Below are 18,233 nucleotides of genomic sequence, written 5' to 3'. Positions count from 1 at the left end.
TCTCCTTGTAGAGCTGGGTCAGGCTTTGGGGTTGGAGAGGACGGTCTTGAGATGTTGGCCGACGATTTCTGCTTCGCCGGGCTGCATCATCCAGGTGCCGATGACGATGGTGTTCTCGTTGGAGTGCGTTCCGAGGCGGCCAGACGTTCCGGTGGCCGGGTTCAGCTCGATGCGCGGCCGCATAGTTTGGAGCCGCGCCTGTACCTGTTTTGGAGTGATACCGACGACCTTGGGGTCGTAGGCAAGGATAAGATGCGGAACGTGGTTCGCGATCTCCGGCATGAAGACTTCACTGCTCAGCGTGGGGATGTCTTTCAAGATGCCGGAGATGGTGTTGGCGCGGCGCAGGTACTCGGCCTGGTTGGCCTCATCGCTTTGTTCGAGCAGCCAGTCGACGGCAGCGACCATGCCGACGATCTGTTCCTTGGCGACCTTCATGCCCCGACCGACGGCGTCAGAGTTCGGGCTGTCGTTTTCGTTGGCGAGATCGATGAGATGTTTCTTGCCGAGGAGTAAGCCGGCGTTCTGCGGACCGCGAATGCCTTTGCCTCCGGAGAAGCATACGAGATCGTACCCCATGCCCGTGTACTTCCAGAGGTTCTCGATTGGCGGCATGTCTGCGGCGGCGTCGAGATGGCAGGGAACACTGTGGCTATGGGCGATGTCAAGCCAGGTCTTGCGGTCGATCTCACCTGCCTCGGCGGAGTTAAAGAAGTTTGTCATCACCGTGTTGGGCGAGAAGGCACGCTTGTAGTCCTCGATGGTGACGACCTCGACAATGCGCGCGCCGCAGAGTTGCATGGCGTGATCGTACTCGTAGCGATGGGCCTTCTGCACGATGACTTCGCTCTTCATGCCGGGATGATCCTTGCCCGGCCACACCTCCTGAGGGATCTGGTCAGGGCGGCAGTTGTTGGCGGACATGATGCAGGCCGCGGTGGCGAGCGTAAGAGCGGCGGAGGCTCCTGAGGTAACGAGTGCGGCCTCACAGCGGAGCTTGCGGGCGAGATATGCTCCGGAGGCCTGCTGCAGATCCTTGAGCACGACCGGATGCAATGCGGCCTTTGCGACGGCACGCTGCACCTGCGCCGGCATGATAGCGGCGGTCAGATAGGTGTAGGTGCCGGCGGCATTGATGATGGTGTCGACGCCGAGTTTGGCGTAGTAGTCGTCGGAATCATTCGGAGTTTCAGCGCGAGCGGTAAAGACCGGCAACGCAGGGGCAACGCCTAACGCTGCAAAAAGTCCCTGCGACCAGCGTAAAAAACTGCGGCGCGAAAGTGGATCGATAGTGGTTGAAGAAGGCATGGCTTACTCCCTGACAGGTACATGCGGCAACATCTACGGCGAAAAGAAGAGAGGCGCGGGCGCATGGATTGCGATCGCGCCTCTCTTGCCAGAGTAATGGGTTAGAAGATGATTTTGCCGGAGAGCTCGAGCACACGAGCTCCGCTGAAGGTACCGGGGACCGATTGGACCGCTGTGATCTGGCCGAATCCTGAAGGGAAACTCAGGCAGGAGTTTACGGCGCAAGCCCCGGCGGTGTTGATTCCAAGGCCAACAGTATTTCCACCACTTGCGTTGGTGTTGGGGCTTTGTCCACTGGGATGGTTGAAGAGATTGAACGCTTCGGAACGGAACTGAATCTTCGCCCATTCACCAACGGCAAAGTCCTTGAAGACCGCAAGATTCTCGTACTGAAAGCCGGGGCCGACGAGGCTGTTGCGGTGGAGGTTGCCGTATCCGACCAGCCCTTGGCTGTAGTTGACAGCGGGGGCATAGGCGGTTGTGTCGATGCACGAGTTGGTGTTCCCGCTCAAGCCGGAGTAGGCGTTATGTAGGTTGCACTTTGCCTTCTCGACGTGAACCCAGGAGGGACGCTGTGTCCCCTGGTCCACGCCCGCAGAAGTGGTGTTGCTGCTCATCTGGATGGTGTACGGCATGCCCGCCTGGATGTTGACGATCGCGCTTGTGTGCCATCCACCGAGCGTTTCGCGGGTGAGCAGGTTTGCCGTGGTTAGTTTTGGCAGAGCGTAGGTGAACTCCGCAACGAAGCGATTGCGAATGTCCCAGTTCGCGTTGCCGTAGTCAGCGCGGATGTTGTATTGCTGTGAGGTCGTTCCACCAGCGTTCGAGTCGGGAGAGAGGTCCAGGTCATGCGACCATGTGTAGCTCGCCTGGCCGGAGAGGCCGTGGAACTCGCGCTGGCGAAGCACTGCAGTGAGCGCGTTGTAGTGTGAGTATTCATCTTCCTGGAAGGTGCGGATGGAGCCGAAGAGCTGGTTCGGCCGCTGTGAGTTGAGTGACTTCACAGTGGTGTTAACCGGGTTGAGCGGCTCGTTGTTGTAGAAGCTGCGGTCGAGATGGAGAGAATGGGATCCGAGATATTGCAGTTCGAAAGCAGCTCCCTTCCAAAGCTCCTGGCCGATGTCCGCGTTCCACTGGTAGCTGCGCTGGGTCTTTAGGTTTACCTCGGGTGTGTAGGCATTGACGTAGGTTCCTGCCACGCCAGCCACCGGAGAGGTCTTGCCTGCTCCGTTGGTTGGATTGGTGAAGGAGAGAGGCGCAGCCTTGGTTGTGCTGTAAGTGACGGCCGCCGCGAAGGGATAGTTCGAGGTGAGCAGCGTGTAGGTGTTCAGTTGGTTCGGGTTGTAGTAGAAGCCGACGCCTCCGCGGAAGACCGTCTTTTCGGTGAGCCTGTAGTCGAGTCCGAGGCGTGGGCCCAGGTTGTCCGTTTGTGCCTTGCCAAGCTTGTAGCCGGGGGTTGGCGTGTAGCTGGCGCCAAGGGTCGCTGTCGAAACCGGGATGAGCGCCGTCTGTGAATCGTTCAGCATACGGGCATAGCCATTCAAACTGTAGGGTGCTGTAGGCAGATCGTAGCGGAAGCCGTAGTTCAGCGTTAGCTTCTGTGTGACCTGCCAGTTATCCAGCGCGAAGAAGCCGTCGCGCCACTCGCCAACAGAACCCTTGATCGTGTCGATAGGAGTGGTTACGTTGTTCACGAGACCGAGGACGAAGTCCGCAGGAGCATATCCAGTGCTGACCAGCGGGCCGGTGCAGGCCCCGTTCGTCTGCGTACAAGCTGTCGAGGAGAAGCCGATCGTTCCCAGCGGATTATTGGTGGCTTCGCGGCCCAACGTGATGCGGCGGAACTCACCGCCGACGGTGATGCTGTGTTTGCCGCGCGTGTAGCTGAGCTGTTCGTACAGATCGTAGGTGCGGTCATCCTGAAACCAGTTGCTGCCCGCATTGCCTACGCCCTGGAAGTTCGCGATGGTAAGTACCGGGACACCGGGGTTGTTGTAGAGCGTGTCCGCGTTGAAGCCCGGGATGCCGAGGTCGGTGCCAGCACTCTTTTGCCCCGCTGTATACCAGTAGTTCAGATTCTCAGCGATCAGCTTGTTCACACCGATATGCAGATCGTTGACCAGCGCGGGCGTGAGGATATGGGTGTACCCGAAGGCAAAGTTGCGGCTGTTCGTCGGACCGTTCGAAGCATTCGCCGCGAAGGAGGTGCCGGAGACGAAGGTCAGGTTCTGCCAGTAGTACCGGCCGAAGAGTTTGATCTTGTCGCCGATGTTCTCATCGATGCGATCGATGGACTGCTTGATGACGATGTCGCTGGGGTAGGAGTTGTTCAGGTTGTTCGCGATGCCGGACTGGTTGGGCGCGACCATGTACGCCTCGTACTTCTTCGCGATGGCCGCGTCGGGAGTCGCAAGCTGGCTGGCGGGGATCTGATTGTTCGGGTACGGAAGGCCCGTGGCGGGATCGTAGATCGTCCCGGTATAGGCGCTGAAGTCGCCTGCCTCAAATGCTGGTGTCAGTACCGAAGAGACCCCGGAGCTTTGGCCGATCTGGTTCAGCTTCTCGTAGGAGCCGAAGAAGAAGGTTTTATCGCGGCCGTTGTAAAGGTGCGGGATAAAGACCGGACCGCCGAGGTTGAATCCGTACTGGTTGAAGTGCAGGATCGGCTTGGCCGAACCCGGCTTCGCGGTGAAGGGATATGCGTTGAGTGCGGTGTTCTCGATGTAGTCGTAAACAGCGCCATGCAGCTTGTTGGTGCCGTTCTTGCTGGTCATGTTGACGTGCAGGCCAAGGTACGAGCCGTACTGCGCGGAGTAGTTGCCGCTCTGCACCTGCACCGCGGACACCATATCTGCTGCGGGATGGTCGGGCGTCGTCGAGATGAGATTGTTCATGATGGAGACGCCGTCGAGCGAGATGCTGTTCTGAATCTCGCGCTGGCCCGCGCCTTCGATGTCTTCGCCCGGAGGATTGCCCTGGTAGCTGGTCTTCGATCCGATGTAGACGTTCGACGAAACGGCCGCAATATCGAGCGCGTTGTGGCTGCTCACGGGAAGCTCTTCAACAGCTTGTTGGCTGAAGGTCTCGGCCAGGGTCGAATCGTCGGTCGAGAGGGGCGGCGTGGTGGCGGAGACTGACACCACATCGCTCACGCCGCCGGGTTTCAGCGTGAAGTCGTTGCGGACGGCGAGGTTGAGCGTGACGGTGATACCGGTCTTGATCGACTTCGAAAATCCACTCTGCTCGATCGAGACGGAGTACGTGCCCGGAATGATGAAGCTGATCGAGTAGTAGCCTTCGTTGTTGGTCGTTCCTTCGGTCGCGACATGGGTCTGCTCGTCGGTCGCAACAACGTGTGCCCCGGCGATGACGCCTCCGCCCGCATCGACCACGGTTCCTACCAGAGACGTGTTGTTGGCGATCTGCGCATGCAGGGCGAGAGGGGTCAACAGGTATGCAAGACAGTAGAGGAACGCTTTTCTCATGGTGGTCTCCTGATTGAAAACTGGCGAATCATTTCAGATCGACCGTTTTGCCGGACACGCGCTACGGGCAAGAGGTGCGAACGGGCGTTAGTTGTTACTTGAGTGTCACGATTGGATTACAGCCAGAAAAAGATGTCATGGGTCTGTTGCCGGGTAAGTGTCTAGGGCAAAAGACCTAAGAGCGGCAACTCCGCAAGGGTGTCCGCGCGGAAGGGTTCGCGCTCTCGAAGGGATCGCGGTATCTCTCTGCGCCTATCGGACCTATCGCGCTGGTGGGCTTGTGCGTCGAAGGATAATAATTCCTCACCGAGCGCTCTCCTGGAGATTTCACGTGGATTGCGGTAGTCGACAGCACTGCGGACCGAGTGACAAGCGAGAGCAGCACACAGAATGTGCCGGATTTCAAAGGCGGCTTGGAGTTCCAGAAGCTGGCGGAAGATGGGATGGACCGCATGCGGGTCTATGACCGCAAAGAGTACTCTGCGGTGAGTCTTGCCGAGCTGCGCCCGACTACATGCTCCGAAGTTCAGTGCCCGGTTGTAATCTCCAGGCAAGTGCCGACGGCGGAGTGTCACTCGAATTCACAAGCTGTAATGCGCGAACTCCCGACTCCCTTTGGCATGCCGTTCTTTGACAAGATACGTCTCTCTTAGGCATTTTGAACATTGACACTGAGCGTGTCCAAAGGAGGAAGTTGCTTTGGAAGATGGATTCTCAGCGAAGCCGTCCGAAGGTGAAGGCTACGATCTCGTCTCTCTCGGCGAAATACTGCTTCGTTTCGATCCGGGAGAACGTCGCATCGTCGGCTCACGCAGCTTCCGGGTGTGGGAAGGAGGCGGAGAGTACAACGTGGCGCGCGGCTTGCGCCGTTGCTTCGGCCTACGAACCGCCATCGCAAGTGCACTCGTAGACAACGCCATTGGAAGATTGATCGAAGACCTGGTCTTGCAGGGTGGGGTAAGTACAGACCACATTCAGTGGCGAACATTCGACGGCGTAGGCCGCGATGCTCGGAATGGTATCTATTTCCTCGAGCGTGGCTTCGGAGTCCGCGGCGGCCTGGGCATGATGGACCGCGGCCACACAGCCATGGCTCAACTGAAGCCTGGCGACATGGATTGGAGTCAAGTCTTCTCCCGTGGCGTTCGTTGGTTTCACACCGGTGGCATCACGACCGCCCTCAGCGAGAGTGCGACAGAAGTCGTGCAAGAGGCGATGCTCGCGGCGCGAGCTCATGGTGCGATCGTGAGCTATGACTGTAACTATCGCCCATCGCTCTGGAGCTCTCGCGGTGGCCGCCAGGGCTCAATCGAGGTGAACCGCTCGCTGATGCCACTCGTCGACGTGTTGCTAGGCCACGAGGGCGACGTCGCTCGAACAGCCGCAGCGTCTTCCAATGGCCCCGTCTGGCACACGCTCGATTCTTTCGGCGAGATGGCCGCGCGAGTGCAAGAAGAGTATTCCAATCTGAAGGTGATCGCCTCCAGCGTGAGAAGGGCACAGACGGCCACCAGAAACGATTGGAGCGGCTTCGCATTCGCAAACGGTAGAGCGGTCGACGGTCTTCACTGCCCTATGCTTGAAGTTCTGGATCGGGTCGGCAGCGGAGATGCCTTCGCCGCAGGGCTTATCTACGGGCTTCTTGCAGGTCGAGAGATTGACTATGCTCTCAATTGCGGTATCGCGCACGGGGCACTTGTCATGACGACTCCCGGAGACTCCTCGATGGCTTCGCTCGCAGAGGTCGAACACTTGATGAGCGGTGGTCACGCAGCAACCTCACGTTAGGCTGGAAGGAAACTATGACGAAGTACGCAGTGATGGAGCAGATGAGATCGGTGGGGTTGGTGCCCGTACTTCGCGCCGATAGTGAAGAGCTGGCGCTTGAACTGGTTTCAGCGATGTACATGGGCGGCATCACTGTGTTCGAAGTGACCATGACGATTCCCGGAGCCATTCGTGTGATGGCTCGGCTCGCTAAAGAGCGGCCCGATGTTCTGATTGGCGCGGGAACTGTACTTGATCCGGAGACTGCGCGTATCTGCATGCTCGAGGGAGCAAGGTTCATTGTCAGTCCTTCGTTGAACATCAAGACCGTCGAGATCTGCCAGAGGTACGACGTCGCGGTGCTTCCAGGTGCGCTCACTCCGACCGAAATCGTAACGGCATGGCAGGCGGGCGCAGATGTCATCAAAGTCTTCCCTGCAAATGCAATGGGCGGCGCGAGCTATCTGAAGAGCATCAAGGCCCCGCTTCCGCAAGTCGAAATGATTCCTACCGGCGGGGTGAGTCTCGAAACAGCCAGGAGCTTTCTGGATGCGGGGGCCTTCGCTCTGGGAGTAGGAGCGGACCTCGTGGATGCGGCAGCCATGGCTCAAGGGAGAGCACATGAAATCACGTCCAAGGCAGCGCGGTATCTGGATATCGTGCAGCGCTTCAGGACTGAAAGCTAGCGCAAGTTAGCAAGCTGCCAAAGGTTTGCTGACCGGGCAATTCCGTCCTACTCACTCGCTTCCGATCGAACCGATCCCCTCCGAACGACGGGATCGGTTCGATCGGAAGCGGCCCCGGCTCCCATTTCATGCTCTTCCTGGGCATGTTCCAGCACCTCCTAATCTAAATTAGTAACTTAGGCACGAACCGGCACCAGTGCTTTTCGCGCATGAAAAAGCCTCTCGAGCTGAGAGGCTTTGATCTTCGTAATCTATTCATTTTGATGAGCTTATCTTGGTGCCGGGAGAGGGGGGCGAACCCCCACGACCTTGCGGTCGGCGGATTTTGAGTCCGTTTCTTGCCCTTTTGCAGGGCTTCGCATAGCGTTGCAAAAACTCGCAAATCGCCAGCAACCACAGGGGTTTTAGTAACTATGGCATGTTGCATGGGATCGCACCAAATCGCACCAAATTCCGGTACAAACCGGCACCAAAACCGGCACCAGAGTTCTGCCCATTTTTCGAAATCGCACCCGTCGGAGTTCCGCTCCAATCGCGGCGATGGCCGAGCTTAAGCTGCACCATAATCGATGTCGCGTTACAGGCAATACATCCGCCGATTCAGCGCGAACTAGATGCAGAATTCTCTTGATTCTTTCGGGGCTGACGTTCATCCTAGCCTAACCGGCCCCAACATTCTCTTTTTCGCCACTCTTCGCCTTGCCGCGAAAGCTTTGAAATGCTTTGTTCATGAACCCATAACTCTATAGGGAAGCGATAGCAGACTGTTCATGACTTGTTGCGTGGCGCGCGAGGGATTTGGGCAGTCGCAAATGTGAAACCCGAGAATCAGCTGGATATCTATCAGGAGAAAAAATCTCGATGACGACGCATAGGGCGAAAATCGGTCAGGCAAGAACAGGCTGGACGGGCATAAGTCGGCAGAAGACACGCAACGAAGAAAGAGTCGAGAGCTGCGGGAACCTTCAGGAGGTGTCCCTGTGACCCAAGATTATGGTTCCGCTCCATCGGCTTCGAGGAAGCGCTGGGTCATCCTTCTGGATATCGCAGCAGACGGACAACTGGCAAACTTTGGAATTGAGTCTTTAAAGCAGTTGAGAAATTCAGCGTGCAAGAACATTGATTGTGCGGATAAGGCGGAAGTTTGGGTGGCTGCCCAGATGACGGTGGATGCGCCGTCCGGCCAGAAGGCGATTCCGCGCTATATTTTCGGCCCAGGGAAGAAGGGAGAGCGTCTCTCTGACTTCGTCGCTGGTCGTTTCGACGCGCCAAAGGGTATGACGGAGCAGCAAGCTCTGGTCAGTTTTTTGCAGTGGGCCTCCGAACACGCCGAGCTGGAAATAGCTGACCACTATGCGCTGATCCTGTGGGGGCATGGGCCGCAACTGCTGATGCAGCCGCCGCCGGCACCTGGATGTCAGGACGTCAGCCTCTATTTGACTCCGGGCGATCTGCGTGACGCTCTGCAGAAAGTTGCCGTGGTGCCGACGCCGCACAAGGGCATCAAGTTCGATTTAATAGGATTTGACGCATGTTCGATGAGTCTGGTCGAGGTGGCCTACGAACTGCGCGAACACGTTAAATACATGGTCGCCTCCCAGGAAGAAGTTCCGGACCTGAGCTTCCCCTACGATACGATCGTCTCTCTGTTCCGGCAGGGGGGAGACAACGTTGAAGAGATGTTGCGGCAGGGCGTGTACAAGTACATCCAAACCTACATCGACTACATCACGGACGCCGTCACGGAGATGACGCCGGCAACGCTCACCGCCCTGCGTCTTGTGAACTGCAGTCAACTGGAAGATGCACTGTGCGAGCTGGTGCGCGCGTTTGGTAAGGCTGAGAAGGAATCCGGCCTTGCTGCGCTGTTGATCGCGGCCCGGGAGCGGACGAGAGACTTCGTCAGCGGCCTGTATGTGGACCTTGCCGATTTAGCTGCAGAGCTGATGAACATACTGAATGCTGGAGCCAACACGACAAAGGGTGGATACGGTGGTCAGGTGCCTGCCCCTGGAGATGTGAGCTATTGGCGATATGCCATCTACGAAGCCAGCAAAAAGATCATTGAAGCGCTGGAGGAAGATACTGACGGTACACACAGCAGCGCCCTAGTGCTGGCAAACTGTTCTACGGACGGTGCGTGTAACGGGGGATCGCTCTACATGCCGTATCTTTCCAACGACCAGTGGATTGACATGAGCAGGCCCATGTTCAAAGGCGGAGACCCGTCACGCGGGGGCAAAGACTTCTCCTCTGTATTGAATGACGTGGCACCGCAGCAGTTGCTTCACGCTCGGCACACCCTGATCAAAAACACGGAGTCCTACTATGAAGACCTGGCATTGTCGCAGGATACTGGCTGGTACAAGTTCATCGTGGAGCAATGGACCCCGATCCTGGTGAGGATGGCATCGAGAGACCTTAACGTCGTGTACTCCGCAACCCAGGCCGCCCGGAACGTTTGCCGGGAGTCAAAGGTCCGAGCCACCCCTAAGTGTAAGGAGCTTCCGGCCTGACTTGAGAAGCTATATGGTGCGATTGTGTCTGACTCGAAGAACGGCGATCAAGAGACACTGTGGCAGCAAGAGGAGCCGCGAGGGCGCATTTGCGCTGGTCGCGGCGCTTGCGCTAAGTTTTTCGGGACACGTGGGGTATCCGCAAATGCCGGCTCTGGGTGGGGCGCCGCGGGTGGCCAAGGCCGGCGATCGAGCGTTAGCGGAGGCGGAATACACTGAGGCGGATGCGTCTCGCGGGAAGCTGACACGGAGGGATCTGCTCGAAGCTATACAGCTTTACCGTGCGAGCTCCGCTGAATTCCTGAAAGCAGGAATGCGGGAGCAGGCTGCATCCGCAGTGATACAGGCTGGGAACACTAGAAGCATGATGAGCGGGTTTGCGCAGGCGATCAGTGCCTATCACCGTGCGCTTGTCCTTAGTGGCGACGCGAAGCCCGTACGTTGCGCGGCGCTGACCAGACTGGCCTGGACAGAGGCAAATATTGGCAGCGGCGCCGACTCACTGCGTGATGCCGCAGATGCGGTGCAGGAATGTGTTCACCTTAAAGACGACGATGCACCGGCTTATGCCCGCGCGGTGGAGGCGGAGGGTGAAGCCCAGTTCTGGTCCGGGCAGGTAGGCAAGGCGACCGCAAGCCTGACACGGGCGCGAGAGCTTGCAGCTGGAGCTGGCGATATGGAAATAGAGGCGTTGAGTGCGATGATGCTGGCCTACAACGTCCATCCTGACGATCCGGTGGCAGCGCGGCGGTTGCTTGCGAGTTCGATGGAGCTCTGGTCGCGGAACGGCAACCGGTATGGCACCGCCCGGGCGGAGCTTGTGGCGGCCTATTTTGCCGGACGTGAAGGCGACTACGCCGCCGCGGAGTGTGCCGCAAGAAGCGCGCTTGCACTCTTCGAAAGAATTGCGGACAGCGACAATGCCGCGATAGCTTACAACAACCTCGGAATGGTGGCGCGGAACTTCGGCGACGAAGACGCAGCTATCGTGGCTTATACGAGGGCGCGAAGGCTGTTTGCGGCTGCCGGCGACGAGCTTGGTGAAGGAGATGCGATCTCCGGGTTGATGGAACTTTCAGTTGCCAGCAACTACCTTCGCAGCGCGGGTCCGGAACTCTATGCGCGAGGACGCGCCATCGCGAAGGCCACTAACGGCAAGGCGTTGCTGGCAACAGCACTTGTGGGTACGGGCGACATCGACCTGAGTAAAGGGCGAGCCAGGGCTGCGCGTGATACATACAGGAAGAGCCTTGACGCGGCCCGCGAGGCGCGGAACCCTCTGGAGATAGCCCTGGCACTTGGTCGCCTTGCGCGAGCCGCCGTTGCCATGGGCGATCTGGAGGAAGCACTCAACCTTCACGCGCAGGCATTGATCCAGGAACAGCAGGCTGGAGCGACAGAAGATGTAGCGAGAACCCACTATCTCCGGTCGCGGATCTATCTTGCGCGCGGCGACCCACGGCGCGCCTTATCCGAGATCAAGACGACCATTTCAGCGATCGAATCGCAGCGCCTGCGGATCGCCAAGTTCGAGTCGCGTGCGCAATATTTCGCGTGGGTACACGAGTATTACGCGCTCTACACTCGGATTCTGATGACGCTGAGGCGGTCCGAGTCGGCAGAGGAGTTTGCAAGGCTCGCCCTCGAATCGTCTGAGCGTAGCAAAGTACGCGCGTTCATCGACGAGTTGGTCAGAACTCCGCAAGATGCGAGCTGCTCCGTTTTTCACAAGGAGGCCGACCAGCCAGAGCTGGCACCGGCCTTGACCGGGGCCGACCCGCTATCCGCGCCGGCGAACCCGGTAGCATCATCTCTAACCGCGGAGCAGATTCAGGCGGAGATGAAGAAGAGTGGGGCGGCGTTGGTTGAGTTCGCGCTGGGAGAGGAGCGCAGCTTCGCGTGGTTCGTGGATGGCAGCCGGATAGCAGCGGTTGAACTTCCGAACAGCGCGTGGATACAGACGCGCGTGGAGAGACTCAGGAGAGCCCTGGAGCCGCCGGAGTCGCTCGGGGGCGAGACGCCGGAGGGGTTCTTAGAGCGGCATAAGACGCAAAGGCGGGTGGCGCAAGAGTTATCGGTCCAACTTGGAAAAGTTCTTTTTGCTGACATGCCCCGGCTTAAGGGTAAGGAGTTGATCATCGTCCCCGACGGGGCATTGCAGTATCTTCCCTTTGGCGCTTTGGCGACAGCAGATGGAACAAAGCTGGTGGAGCAGAACGACATCACGATACTTCCTTCGGTTTCGGCGCTCATGGCGCTGCGTAAGAGCACTGCCAGCCGCCCGGAGCCACAAAACAAGGTCGTCGTGATCGCGGATCCACTTTATGAGTTGCCGGGTATAAACGGTAAGTCGAGCCCAAACGCCATCGCTTCACGGACGATATTGCGATCCAGAGAGTTGACGCGGGCACTGACCGATTTGCACCTGCCTGGAACGATCCCAAGCCTTCCTGGATCACGCCTGGAAGCATCGAGTATCCAGAAGATCATCGGCGTGTCAGGTACGCGATTGGTGTTAGGCGCTGAGGCAAGTCGCAACACCGTGCTGGGAGGCGCATTCGCGCAAGCCCGAGTGGTGCATTTTGCCACCCATGGCCTGCTCGATGCACGGCGCCCCGAGAACTCCGGGCTGGTGCTGGCAATGTTCAATGCGCAGGGAAAGCCGCAGGACGGATATCTGCGGATGGGCGATATTCACAGTCTGCATCTGTCAGCGGAGCTGGTGGTGTTAAGTTCGTGTGAGTCAGCGCTCGGCAAAGATATGGGCTCAGAAGGAATCGTAGGACTGCCGCGGGCGTTTCTCTATGCTGGTGCGCAACGGGTCATTGCCAGCCTGTGGAAGGTGGACGACGAAGCTTCGGCGATCCTGATGGCTTATTTTTATCGAGAGCTCAAAGACGGAAGGAGTCCGGCAGCGGCACTTAATCGGGCGCAGCTCAGGATGGCGCGCAATCAAAAGTTCCACGATCCATACTTCTGGGCAGCGTTTTTTATTGAAGGTGAGTTCCAATAAGGCAGGCGGGAAAGACGATGGACCTTACAATGAAGCATCCTATGAACGATCCTGGTCCTCCGCAACAAAAAGATATGCCTCAGACGGATTTCGATTTCTTCCTACGATGGCTCTCGCCGGACCACGGGCAAGCCGGGGTCGAATATCTGGATATCAAGCGGCAACTTACAAAGCTTTTTGTTCGGAAAGGCTGTGTGGACGCTGAGGACCTTGCTGCCAAGACGCTTGAGAGAGCCGCTCAAGTGTACTCCAAGTCACAGGACTATCCTTCGGCGATTCGCCTCTGTTACGGCGTGGCACGGAACATGTGGCGCGAATATTTGGACGAGCTCAAGAAAAGGCCGGTGTCTCTGGAAGATGACTGTATCCCGGCAGGCAAACATATAAATGAAGACTTCACGGAACAAGAAGACAGATGCTTGAGCCACTGCCTGGGCAAACTTTCGGATTCAGAGCGCAAGCTTATTTTGGAATATCACCAGTTTCAAGGACGCGAAAAGATCGAGAAGCGTAAACACCTTGCCGTGCAAAACGGCGGACTCAACAGTCTGCGGATTGCAGCTCACCGGATTCGCCTCAAGCTACGCGACTGCATTACAGGCTGCTTGCAACGCTCTGCCTATAACTAGATTCCTGATGGTGACGATGATGTACGACTCTACATATGATGACGCGACAATTCGTTCCTACCTGCTGGGGAAGATTCCCGACGAAGACGAACTGTCGGAGAAGTTTGATGAGAAGATGCTGCTCGATCCCTACTTTTCCGAATATGTGGGTTCTCTGGAAGACGACCTCCTTGAAGAGTACGCGGATGGTCTCATGACGGCTGCCGACTCTGACGCGATGGAGTGCCATTTCCTGGTGCCGCCTGAGCGCCAACGGCAACTTCGATCGGTGCTGCTGATGCGTCGGTTGCCGCGGCTGACTGCGGCCCATGCTGGCGTAGCTTCGCGGTGGCGCGGTGCAGTCCTGACGATGCCGGACAGAAGAGTCTTCCTGAAGATAGCCGCAGGGCTCGCGTTGGGTTCAAGCGCGCTGTTCTTCTGGAACCAGCAACACGAGCGGCATATCGCAGAGGAGCAAAGCCAGGTTGCGATGGCCGTTCAAGTGCTCCCCAAGGCAAGCACGTGGACCGCCGCGCCTCCCACTGAGATAGCGACGCTGCTGCTCTTTCGGCCCGGATTGAGCCGTGGGCGGGAAGCCGTGCCACAGATCACTATGGCTAAGTCCACTGCTAGACTGCACGTGTCAATCGCTCTGACCAGCTCTCTTCTCACGAACAAGCTGAGGGTAGAAGCAGAACAGGGTGGAACGGTCTTCTGGTTCAGCGACTCTGTCGAAGCCAAACGGGTGGCAAACGGCGCTGTCCTGGCTTTGGACATTCCTGCTTCCGCGGTGCCGTATGGTCGCTGCCGGATCCTCGTGAAGGAGCAGGGCTCGGGAGAAACTTCTTATTGGTTTGAAGTTTCAAGTGCGAAGTAGTCTGTCCGTCCTCTAGGAATGGAACTCGTCGACGGTGCATAGGTTAGACCGAGGGATAACTTCGCGATCCGAAGCCTTACGGTGTTTACCGCTGGCTCCGAAGTTCGACCTGACTCTTCTCCAAAAAGATCTATCTCCCAAGAATAAATTAGAAATACTTTTCTTTTCCTCGCATAGCAATGTGAAGGCTCAAGGTTCCACGCAAGCATGGTTCTGCCCTAAGTGCGTCCTGACGCAATAGAGTCGCCAAACCAATGATGCAGAACCCGCCAGAGCCTGATATCAGCTACTGAAGGGGAGAGATATGAATCTGCAATCGTTGGTGGCGACAAGCTTAGCGCTTAGCGTGGCCGTTGAGCGTGTGATCGAGATACTTAAACAGAGCGTGGGAGCAACGCCGCTCTTCGCGTGGCTGTTTGCTCCGAGCACGAATCCGCAGATGGAGTCGTGGCGATGCACCGCAATTCATCTGCTGTCGGCGCTGATCGGCGGTGCGATTGCGAAATTCTCGGGAATCGATATTTTGAGCTCTCTTGGCGCGAGCGCGGGAGCACATCCGGTCCTCTCGTACGGGGTGATGGGGCTGTTATCGGCTGGAGGCTCGGCCTTCTGGAACCACGCACTGGATCTGATCAAGGCGGTCAAGATCGACAAAGAAGATACGGCCAGAGCGCGGGTAGCCGCCGACTACCACCTGAGCGACCCGAAGGTTGTGAACCTTTAGCCACTGCTCGGATGGCACCGCCCGAATGGGCCGCGTCCAGATTCGGAAGACCCTACGGGCGGCTCCTGATTGTACCTCATGACAAACAAGGGGGCAGAGCCCCAGATAACGAAATCGTTACTCAGAGGAAAAGACCATGACAAAGCGGATCTCCATCTCAATCCTATTCGTGCTATCAGCTCTCACGATGCAATCAAGACCCATACATGCTGGACAGATATCAACGCCTACGGCAACCGATTACTCAGCGGCGGCAAAAAAGTCGTGCAAAGTGGATGAGAGTGAGACGGATCCTAAGAAGCTCGCGAAACAGGTTCGCTGTCTGCAGAACGCAGAGCGTATTCTTCGCGAAAAGGCGTTGGTTGAACGCTCCTTGAGCGTTGCCGCAAGCCGCATGGCAGTGGTGGTCGCAGCGCAGCCGCCAAGCCAGGGACAGAACAACCCTGCCGGGTTGGGCGCTGGGGCTGGGGCTGGGACTGGAAACTCGGCTCCGACTCCTACTGCGGTAGCCAACGCTACTGAGATTCCATACGTAGGCGGCTCGGCATCCAGTACTCCTACGACCTGTGGAACCGGGAGTTCGTCTCCAGCGGTGTCCTTGATTCGCGTGCATCGCGAGATTCTGACGCCGGACACGGCAGAAGACGATTTTGGTTATCGGCTCGGCAGACGTTTTGCGGTCTATCAGGTTACCGTCGAGAACCTGAGCCCCGACTTTCAATACATGCTGCAGGACGTGAGTATCGACTTCAGTCCTTACTTATCCCCCGCAGGAACGCCGGGGTCGTACCGGTTCTCTGCATCGGGCCAGGATCTCACCCTCTTGCGCGGGGTTCCCGAAAAGGGCCAGGACTACGATCCTCGCAACCGGTACTTACACATCTTTCAGGGAATAGGTTCGGTGGCTGCGGGAATCAGTGGTTTGACCTCATTCTCTGACGTAATGGGAAGCGCGGTGGCTCAATTCAACGGTCCTTTCATCAACGCTTACACCAACATGCTTCCCGACCACACTGCGACACAACTCAACCGGCTAAGCGATAGTGCGTTCATCACGAATACGATCATCAATAAAAAGAGCAGCAAAGCCATCGCAATGTTTATCCCGCTCGATGAAGTAATGAATCGCGGAGATCAAAAGCAGTACCTCCGCGATCCTTTTGAGTACGCCGGACTCACCGGTGGAGTAAACATGCTTTACACCGCTGATGTCTGCGTCGATGGAACGTTCATCCAAACGGCGATTCCGGCACCGGCATTGTCCACAGCGACGGTGCCAAAAGGTTCTAAACCAGACACCACGGTCACGATGACTCTAACAGGAACGGACATCGCGCAGGGCGACACCCAAGTCGTGCTAGGTGGCACTAAGTCCTTTGTCTTCGGCACCGTGACAACAAGCGACGGCAAGACCGCATCGGCGATGGTACACCTACCGGCTGATTACGTACCGGGAACCACAACCGCGACACTGCGTTCGAGCAGCAATCCGACGCTCACTTCGAGCACTCCAGTAATGATCACCGAACAGCAATAGCCCACTTCTTGCAAATAGGATTCGGCCAAGCTCCACTCGATCCGCAAGAGCTCAACGGCCTTCGCAATTCTTCTTACATCAACCTATGAAAAGCCAGGAGAATACTATGTCACAACTGCAAGAGAGTTCCAATTTACGCCGGCTGCCCCTGCTGAAAGGGAGCCATCGCATCTCAACCTCCACGCTCCCCGAGCTTGTCCAAGAGACGTTCCACGCGCTTGGGTACCATACCGTCGAACAGGTTCTTTCGGTCCTACAGCTTTTTGGGCATGAACTCGACGAAAGGCTGGGCCTTCCCGTTAGTCAGATTATTGCGGAGCAATTCGCGGGGATCGCTCCACCCCAGGCTCCCTTCGCGGTCAGGAGCGCGAGGTACCGCCACGGTGCGAGGTTGCGGCAACCTGCGCAGGCCATCCTGCCTGCTGCTCTGCCGCCGCCGCCTGCGACCGCGGCCGCGCTGCCCTCTGCGAATCCAGGGGATGCGGACGTCAACCTGATTCCGGAGATGCAGGCGATTCGTGATCAGGCGTACCGCGGCACCTGTGTCGGCTTCGCTTCCGTTGCGTGTCTGGAACACGCCCTGTTCAAGAGCAGGAGAGATCAGATCGCTCTGTCCGAGCAATTCGCTTACTGGAACGACAAACAGCATGATGGGATCTCTAACCAGCCTGGCACGTTTCTCGAATACGCCATGCCTTTGCTTCAGACCGATGGCACCTGCCTGGACAATACCTGGCCATACGTTCGCAACGATATCGCTGGAAACGAGGGGCAGGACCCTCCTCCCGCAGGCGCCGCCACGGAGGCTTTGTCTTATCGGGCAACAGCCGTGAATATGTTGGACTGCGCTGACATCTCCCAGATAAAGGCAGAGCTGGATCAAGGGCGTTGTGTTGCTGTCGCAGTGGCCTACTTTCGCGACTCCTGGGAGACAGACGAGATCAGGAACAGCGGTCGGGTGACACTGCCTTTTCCGGGCACGGTCACTCACGAGGGTCACGCTGTCTGTCTCGTGGGGTATCAGGACCTGCCGGACGATGCTCCGAATGGGTATGGGCGCTTCCTCCTTAGGAACAGTTGGAACGGCTATTGGGCTGTTGCGGGAGAGTTCGGAGTTGGGTATGGCAGTATGCCCTACAGCTATCTGACAACCTACGGACATGAGGCGTATTCTCTGGAGTAAGAGGGTCCCTTATGGCCTATGAATACATCGACAAGCTTGGAGTTGGCGCGTCCACATGTGAGAAGCTGCGTTCACTGGGCGTCGCCACTCCTCACGCTTTGTTGTCTAAGCTCGAGTTTTCTCCCGAGGACAGCGTAAAGTTCCTTGGCAGGGTTGAGTTTGAGCAGGTAGTGCGTGAGCTTAAAGGACAGGGAGCGGCAGAGGCTGACTATGGTGAACTGCCGCCCTTTCGACCATCTCTCGGTGCCAGGTTTGCGGAAGCCTCGCCGGCAAGCCTGCACGAGCGCGATCAGCGAAATGCAATCTCTGCTGAGATTGCGGCACTGCGAAAAAGTGGAGATTGCACCTCCGAGACTCAGCAAAGACTTCAAAATCTTGAGCAGTCCATGCGAGACAGTTTGAAGGCTTCGTCTTCGCGCTGATAAAACTCTGGATGCGGATAATCAGTGGGCATATTCTCGACTTTCGCGGTCGAATCAAGATTCCCAAGGTTCTAGAGAGAAGCTACCCCTTGATCGGAGTATCTGTG

General features: G+C 57.5%; 13 protein-coding genes. 11 read left to right on the top strand and 2 right to left on the bottom strand.

Features of this window, described 5'->3' with window-relative positions; translation table 11 throughout:
- Positions 1-18: 18 nt before the first annotated feature.
- Both HDF16_RS00760 and HDF16_RS00755 read right to left on the bottom strand, forming a co-directional pair.
- A complete protein-coding gene (locus HDF16_RS00760; RefSeq protein ID WP_184213207.1) occupies positions 19-1,308 on the bottom strand; it encodes a selenocysteine synthase in 1,290 nt (429 codons plus the stop codon).
- Positions 1,309-1,409: 101 nt separating this feature from the next.
- On the bottom strand, positions 1,410-4,793 hold the full coding sequence (locus HDF16_RS00755) for a TonB-dependent receptor (RefSeq protein WP_184213205.1): 3,384 nt from the start codon (positions 4,791-4,793) through the stop codon (positions 1,410-1,412).
- A 392-nt stretch (positions 4,794-5,185) separates the two neighbouring features.
- Between HDF16_RS00755 and HDF16_RS30160 the strand changes: the two genes are divergently transcribed.
- From HDF16_RS30160 to HDF16_RS00705, 11 genes are all read left to right on the top strand, one after another.
- The gene (locus HDF16_RS30160; RefSeq protein ID WP_221312403.1) at positions 5,186-5,446 is read left to right on the top strand and encodes a hypothetical protein; all 261 of its coding nucleotides are present in this window, start codon (positions 5,186-5,188) and stop codon (positions 5,444-5,446) included.
- 46 nt (positions 5,447-5,492) lie between these two features.
- Positions 5,493-6,581, top strand: a complete 1,089-nt coding sequence (locus HDF16_RS00750; protein ID WP_184213203.1) for a sugar kinase — start codon at positions 5,493-5,495, stop codon at positions 6,579-6,581.
- A 14-nt stretch (positions 6,582-6,595) separates the two neighbouring features.
- Positions 6,596-7,246 (top strand): bifunctional 4-hydroxy-2-oxoglutarate aldolase/2-dehydro-3-deoxy-phosphogluconate aldolase, encoded by a 651-nt coding sequence (locus tag HDF16_RS00745; RefSeq protein ID WP_184213201.1) that lies wholly within the window; start codon positions 6,596-6,598, stop codon positions 7,244-7,246.
- Between the two features lie 980 nt (positions 7,247-8,226).
- On the top strand, positions 8,227-9,762 hold the full coding sequence (locus tag HDF16_RS00740; RefSeq protein ID WP_184213199.1) for a clostripain-related cysteine peptidase: 1,536 nt from the start codon (positions 8,227-8,229) through the stop codon (positions 9,760-9,762).
- 13 nt (positions 9,763-9,775) lie between these two features.
- Positions 9,776-12,775, top strand: coding sequence for a CHAT domain-containing protein (locus HDF16_RS00735; RefSeq protein WP_221312401.1), 3,000 nt, complete (start codon positions 9,776-9,778; stop codon positions 12,773-12,775).
- A gap of 41 nt (positions 12,776-12,816) precedes the next feature.
- On the top strand, positions 12,817-13,404 hold the full coding sequence (locus tag HDF16_RS00730; RefSeq protein ID WP_184213195.1) for a hypothetical protein: 588 nt from the start codon (positions 12,817-12,819) through the stop codon (positions 13,402-13,404).
- Between the two features lie 7 nt (positions 13,405-13,411).
- Positions 13,412-14,260 (top strand): hypothetical protein, encoded by an 849-nt coding sequence (locus HDF16_RS00725; RefSeq protein WP_184213193.1) that lies wholly within the window; start codon positions 13,412-13,414, stop codon positions 14,258-14,260.
- A 304-nt stretch (positions 14,261-14,564) separates the two neighbouring features.
- Positions 14,565-14,984, top strand: a complete 420-nt coding sequence (locus tag HDF16_RS00720) for a hypothetical protein (RefSeq protein ID WP_184213191.1) — start codon at positions 14,565-14,567, stop codon at positions 14,982-14,984.
- 373 nt (positions 14,985-15,357) lie between these two features.
- Positions 15,358-16,521: a hypothetical protein gene (locus HDF16_RS00715; protein ID WP_221312400.1), complete on the top strand. Its 1,164-nt coding sequence runs from the start codon at positions 15,358-15,360 to the stop codon at positions 16,519-16,521.
- Positions 16,522-16,627: 106 nt separating this feature from the next.
- Positions 16,628-17,704 carry a C1 family peptidase gene (locus HDF16_RS00710; protein WP_184213187.1) on the top strand — a complete coding sequence of 359 codons (1,077 nt, stop codon included), beginning with the start codon at positions 16,628-16,630 and terminating at the stop codon, positions 17,702-17,704.
- 11 nt (positions 17,705-17,715) lie between these two features.
- Positions 17,716-18,126 carry a hypothetical protein gene (locus HDF16_RS00705; protein WP_184213185.1) on the top strand — a complete coding sequence of 137 codons (411 nt, stop codon included), beginning with the start codon at positions 17,716-17,718 and terminating at the stop codon, positions 18,124-18,126.
- The last annotated feature ends 107 nt before the right edge of the window (positions 18,127-18,233 follow it).

The organism is Granulicella aggregans, from assembly GCF_014203275.1.
GTDB lineage: Bacteria > Acidobacteriota > Terriglobia > Terriglobales > Acidobacteriaceae > Edaphobacter.
Note: the sequence above shows the minus strand (reverse complement) of the source record. Positions and strands in the feature narration are given on the sequence as shown.

What these genes read in the sequence shown, in the direction of transcription:
- HDF16_RS00760 (WP_184213207.1), bottom strand. Translation starts at nt 1,308, where the DNA reads ATGCCTTCTTCAACCACTATCGATCCACTTTCGCGCCGCAGTTTTTTA.
- HDF16_RS00755 (WP_184213205.1), bottom strand. Translation starts at nt 4,793, where the DNA reads ATGAGAAAAGCGTTCCTCTACTGTCTTGCATACCTGTTGACCCCTCTC.
- HDF16_RS00745 (WP_184213201.1), top strand. Translation starts at nt 6,596, where the DNA reads ATGACGAAGTACGCAGTGATGGAGCAGATGAGATCGGTGGGGTTGGTG.
- HDF16_RS00735 (WP_221312401.1), top strand. Translation starts at nt 9,776, where the DNA reads ATGGTGCGATTGTGTCTGACTCGAAGAACGGCGATCAAGAGACACTGT.
- HDF16_RS00730 (WP_184213195.1), top strand. Translation starts at nt 12,817, where the DNA reads ATGAACGATCCTGGTCCTCCGCAACAAAAAGATATGCCTCAGACGGAT.
- HDF16_RS00725 (WP_184213193.1), top strand. Translation starts at nt 13,412, where the DNA reads ATGGTGACGATGATGTACGACTCTACATATGATGACGCGACAATTCGT.
- HDF16_RS00720 (WP_184213191.1), top strand. Translation starts at nt 14,565, where the DNA reads ATGAATCTGCAATCGTTGGTGGCGACAAGCTTAGCGCTTAGCGTGGCC.
- HDF16_RS00710 (WP_184213187.1), top strand. Translation starts at nt 16,628, where the DNA reads ATGTCACAACTGCAAGAGAGTTCCAATTTACGCCGGCTGCCCCTGCTG.
- HDF16_RS00705 (WP_184213185.1), top strand. Translation starts at nt 17,716, where the DNA reads ATGGCCTATGAATACATCGACAAGCTTGGAGTTGGCGCGTCCACATGT.